General features: G+C 66.9%; 4 protein-coding genes. 2 read left to right on the top strand and 2 right to left on the bottom strand.

The window, feature by feature from the left end; translation table 11 throughout:
* The coding region (locus tag C5O18_RS06525; protein ID WP_146089247.1) for an alpha/beta fold hydrolase at nucleotides 1-353 on the bottom strand (353 nt) is incomplete at its 3' end.
* Between the two features lie 239 nt (nucleotides 354-592).
* On the opposite strand from C5O18_RS06525, the gene C5O18_RS06520 reads away from it, so the two are divergent.
* Complete coding sequence (locus tag C5O18_RS06520) at nucleotides 593-2,410, top strand: acyl-CoA dehydrogenase C-terminal domain-containing protein (RefSeq protein ID WP_105192546.1); 1,818 nt, start codon at nucleotides 593-595, stop codon at nucleotides 2,408-2,410.
* A gap of 167 nt (nucleotides 2,411-2,577) precedes the next feature.
* On the top strand, nucleotides 2,578-3,678 hold the full coding sequence (locus C5O18_RS06515; protein WP_158249285.1) for an AI-2E family transporter: 1,101 nt from the start codon (nucleotides 2,578-2,580) through the stop codon (nucleotides 3,676-3,678).
* Nucleotides 3,679-3,726: 48 nt separating this feature from the next.
* Here the strand turns inward: C5O18_RS06515 and C5O18_RS06510 are convergent, their stop codons facing one another.
* Nucleotides 3,727-4,896 (bottom strand): saccharopine dehydrogenase family protein, encoded by a 1,170-nt coding sequence (locus tag C5O18_RS06510; protein ID WP_105192542.1) that lies wholly within the window; start codon nucleotides 4,894-4,896, stop codon nucleotides 3,727-3,729.
* Between the last annotated feature and the right edge of the window lie 104 nt (nucleotides 4,897-5,000).

Here is a 5,000-nt window from a genome sequence, read left to right as displayed (position 1 = left end):
GCGTATTCCGGGGTGTACTCGCCGCTGGCCAGGGGACCGGTCAGGCCGAAACCGGGCAGGTCGACGCGGATGATGCGAAAGTGCCCCGCCAGCGCGTCGACCCAGCCGTCCCAGGTGTGCAGCGATGCCATGACACCGTGCAGCAGCACCAGCGCCGGGCCTTCGCCTTCGTCGGTGTAGTGTACCCGGGTGCCATCGATCACCAGATAGCGCGACGCCGGCTTCTCGTAGCGGCGCTGCAGCGTCGCCAGCGGGATGTGCCCGAAGCCCAGCGTCAGGCGCACGCGGCCGGCGAGGCCGAGGGAGCGGCGCAGGGCGGCCTGCGGGACGGATGGCAGTCGCGAAAGGGCCATGGCGGTGACTCGCTGTGCAGGAAAGTCACCGACCGTACATTGCGTGCAAATGGCACATCAACGAATTTTTTGTAATTTTCCGGCGGCACGAATGGTCGACCGGTCGTCGCGAAGCCTGATCCGACAGCGGTTCTATTCACCCTGATGACGGTATGCTGGCTGAATTGTGCCAATGCCTCGACGCCGGCAATTTGGCTATAAAGCCTCCCGTAATCCACCAACCGACCAGGGTGATGATCATGCCGAGCTACAAGGCTCCCCTGCGCGACATGCGCTTCCTGATGAACGAAGTCTTCGACTACCCGAAGCATTACGCCAATCTGCCGGGCGGCGAAGAGGCCACCCCGGATCTGGTCGATGCCATTCTGGAAGAAGCCGCCAAGTACTGCGAACAGGTGCTGGCGCCGCTGAACCAGCCGGGCGACGAGGAAGGCTGCCACTTCAACAACGGTGAAGTGACCACGCCCAAGGGCTTCAAGGAAGCCTACGAGCAGTACGTCGCCGGCGGCTGGCAGGGCCTGAACTACCCGGCCGAGTTCGGCGGCCAGGGCCTGCCCATGTCCATGGGCCTGTTCCGTTCGGAAATGATGGGCACGGCCAACTGGTCGTTCACCATGTACCCGGGCCTGTCGATCGGCTGCATCAACACCATCATGCTGCACGGCGACGAGGGCCAGAAGGCCACCTTCCTGCCGCCGCTGGTGGAAGGCCGCTGGACCGGCACCATGTGCCTCACCGAACCGCAGTGCGGCACCGACCTCGGCCAGGTCAAGACCAGGGCCGAACCGCAGCCCGACGGCAGCTACAAGCTGACCGGCACCAAGATCTTCATCTCCGCCGGCGAACATGACCTGGCCGAGAACATCATCCACATCGTGCTCGCCCGCCTGCCGGACGCGCCGGCCGGCACCCGCGGCATCTCGCTGTTCATCGTGCCGAAGTTCATCGCCAACGCCGACGGCACCACCGGCGACCGCAACACCGTCGCCGCCGGCTCCATCGAGCACAAGATGGGCATCCGCGCCTCGGCCACCTGCGTGATCAACTTCGACGAGGCCACCGGCTACCTGATCGGCCCGCCGAACAAGGGCCTGGAGTGCATGTTCACGTTCATGAACACCGCGCGCATCGGCACCGCCATCCAGGGCGTGGCCCACGCCGAGCAGTCCTACCAGGGCTCGCTGCCGTACGCCAAGGAACGCCGCTCCATGCGCGCCCTGTCGGGCAAGAAGGAGCCTGAGCAGGTCGCCGACGCCCTGATCCACCACGGCGACGTGCGCCGCATGCTGCTGACCCAGAAGGCCGTCGCCGAAGGCGGTCGCGCCATGGTCTACTTCGCCGCCCAGTACGCCGACAACATGGCGGTCGGCATCACCAACGGCGACAAGGAAACCTACGACTACTGGGACGACAAGCTCGGCTTCCTGACCCCGATCCTGAAGGGCTGCCTGACCGAGCTCGGCCTGGAAGCCGCCAACCTCGGCATGCAGGTGTTCGGTGGCCACGGCTACATCAAGGAACACGGCATGGAGCAGATCGCCCGCGACGCGCGCATCTCCACGCTGTACGAAGGCACCACCGGCATCCAGGCGCTCGACCTGCTCGGCCGCAAGGTGCTGCTGACCACTAAGGGCAAGGCCGTCCGCGACTTCACCGCCGACATCGCCAAGTTCTGCCGCGACCACGTCGGCAACAAGCAGATGCGTCCGTTCATCTGGGAGCTGACCAAGATCGCCACCCAGTGGAACTACCTGACCGTGCGCATCATGCTGCAGGCGCGCAAGGACCGCGAATTCGTCGGCACCGCCTCCTACGACTTCCTGATGTACTCCGGCTACGCCACCCTGGCCTTCTTCTGGGCCAAGATGGCCGCCGTCGCCTTCGAGAAGCTGGAGAAGGGCGGCAACGACGAACCGGCGTTCTACCAGGCCAAGATCCAGACCGCCGAGTTCTACTTCGAGCGTCTGCTGCCGCGTACCAAGTCGCACGCCGAAACCATGCTGAAGCCGACCAAGTCGCTGATGCAGCTGAACGCGGACCACTTCAACTTCGAGTGATCCGACGCCACGACGGGCGGCATTTTGCTGCCGGTCCGCGCGAAATCGCAGGCCCCGGTCTCCGCAAGGAGCCGGGGCCTGCGCTTTTGTGCGCCAGCCAGCCGCACGGTTGCACAGCCGTCATGCCGGCAGTGCTAGCATCGGTCATCACCCGAGGATGCCCCCCGATGACCACCACCGAAAGCCCCGTGCTCACCCGCGTGCTGCTGCTGCTCAGCCTGGCCACGCTGCTCTACCTGACCTACGCCGTGCTCAGTCCGTTCTTCATCTCCATGGCCTGGGCGGCCATCCTCGTGTTCGTGTCCTGGCCGCTGTACCGCCGCCTGCTGAAGGCGGTCGGCAACCGCCACAACCTGGCCGCCGTGATCATGACCGGGCTGCTGACGCTGACCCTGGTCGGCCCGCTGGCCTGGATGCTGGTCATGCTGCAGGCCGAGGTGCGCAGCATCTACGCGCACCTGAGCGAGTTCCTGGCGCAGGATGCGCTGCCGTTGCCGCCGCAGCTGAACAACTACGCGCCCTGGCTGGTGCGCGAGCTGGAAGAGCTCTGGGCGGTGGCGCATGACAACCCGGCGGCGCTCAAGGAAAGCCTGCGCGGGGTGCTGAATGTCGGTCTGGTGCAGGCCAAGATGCTGGCCGGCGGCATCACCCGCAACGCCGCCAAGCTGACCTTCACCGTTTTTACCGCCTTCTTCTTCTACCGCAACGGCCTCGCGCTGGTGCGCCAGATCAGGCTGGCGCTGGCGCAGGTCACGCCCGGCCACGGCGAGCGCTATCTCAAGGCCGCCGGCGACATGACCCAGGCCGTGGTGTTCGGCATCGTGCTCACCGCCGTCGCGCAGGCGGCGCTGGCCGGCATCGGCTATGCCGTGGCCGGCGCGCCCAACCCGGTGTTCCTGACCGTGCTGACCTTCCTGATCGCGCTGATCCCGTTCGGCACGCCCTTCGCGTGGGGCGGCGTGTCGCTGTGGCTGCTGGCCTCGGGCGAGACCCTGCCGGCCATCGGACTGGCGATCTGGGGCGCCGCCGTGGTCAGCTCGGTGGACAACATCATCCGGCCGCTGGTGATCTCCTCGGCGACCCAGATTTCCTTCCTGCTGATCATGTTCGGCGTGCTTGGCGGCCTCACCGCCTTCGGCATGATCGGCCTATTCATCGGCCCGGTGATCCTGGCGGTGGTGATGGCGATCTGGCGCGAGTGGCTGGAACAGCCGGGGCCCGGTGTAGATACCGGGGCTGGCGTGGAGCAGGGCGGGCAGAAGCCCTGAACGCCGCTGGCGGGCCGGCGCAGGCCATGCCCGCCACACACCCGAGGCCTATGCCTCGGACAGCTCGCGGAAACACAGGCCCGCGCGCTGCAATCTGCGCAGCAGCACATCACCCATGGCCAGCGCCGGGGTCAGCACCCCCGCCGCCTGCGGCAGCTGTGCACCGCCGAAAGCCAGGCTCAGCGCGCTCTCGGCCAGCATCTTGGCAGTCTCGTCATACCCGGGGTCACCGCCGGAAACCTCGGTCTGCAGGGTCTTTTCACCCGTCTGGGGCAATTTCACCGTGGCCGAGAACCTGACCCGGAACCAGTGCGAGGCCCTGGCCTCCGGAGAGGGCCCGTCGCCGGATCGGCGCACTTTCTCCAGCATGCGCCGCGTCGGGCCGAACTGGGCACCTGCGACGATGCCAGCCACGCCCGCCGCACCCAGCGCCAGCCTGGACAGCGAGCCCACCGCGACGCGATGGCTGTAGCTGAATTCACGGCCGTAGAAGGGCAGGGCGCGCGCGCTGGCGAGCACGATCTGCGGATCGATGGTCGGCAGCGGCGCGGTCCAGTCGCTGCCATCACGACGCGGGCGCATGCTGCCTGCGCGCACACGGCGTCCGCCACCCTTGCCCAGCCTGTCCTGTTCGCGCTGCTCGCGGACATGCGCGCCGGCGCGCGACATGGCATTGATGGCGGATTGCCAGGTGCCGCCGGAGAAATCTCCATGCGCCTTCACGATACCGGTGACATCGACCACGGCGGTGCCCAGCGCTTCGCCACCCAGCCGGTCCTGCAGCAGGCGCAGCGTGTAGTACACGCCAAGGTCATGCGGAATGCTGTCAAAGCCGCAGCAGTGCACGATGCGCGTGCCGCCGGCCCGCGCCGGCTCGTTATAGCGGCTGCGCATGCNATCGACATAGTCCGTGCCTTCGGCCACGCAGGCGGCCACCAGCGGTTCGCCATGCAGCAGGTACGGCCCCACCGTGCTGATGATCACACGTGTCTGCCGTGCCAGCAGCGCGAGCGAATCCGGTGCCTTGCTGTCGGCCAGCAGGACATCAGGCAGGTAGCGCCCCTGCTCGGCCAGCTCGGCGCGCAGCGCATTCAGCTTGCCGATGTCGCGCCCAGCGATGGCCCAGCGCAACGGCTGCTCCTGCGTGGCCAGATAACGTGCCGTCAGCTGTCCGGTGAAGCCGGTGGCGCCGAACAGGATGGCATCGTAGTCACGCATGATCAGTCCTCGCAGGGCAAAGGCTGCCCGGGCCGGTAGGTGTTCAGGAATTTCAGGTCATCCAGGCGCGCCAGCGTCAGTCGCAACGCGCAGGCCTGGCTGTT

Origin of the sequence: Amnimonas aquatica, from assembly GCF_002943415.1 — a bacterium.
GTDB classification, from domain to species: domain Bacteria; phylum Pseudomonadota; class Gammaproteobacteria; order Pseudomonadales; family Moraxellaceae; genus Perlucidibaca; species Perlucidibaca aquatica_A.
This window is presented reverse-complemented; position numbering and strand designations above follow the sequence as displayed.

Coding starts and splice junctions, on each gene's coding strand:
- C5O18_RS06520 (WP_105192546.1), top strand. CDS start 593: ATGCCGAGCTACAAGGCTCCCCTGCGCGACATGCGCTTCCTGATGAAC.
- C5O18_RS06515 (WP_158249285.1), top strand. CDS start 2,578: ATGACCACCACCGAAAGCCCCGTGCTCACCCGCGTGCTGCTGCTGCTC.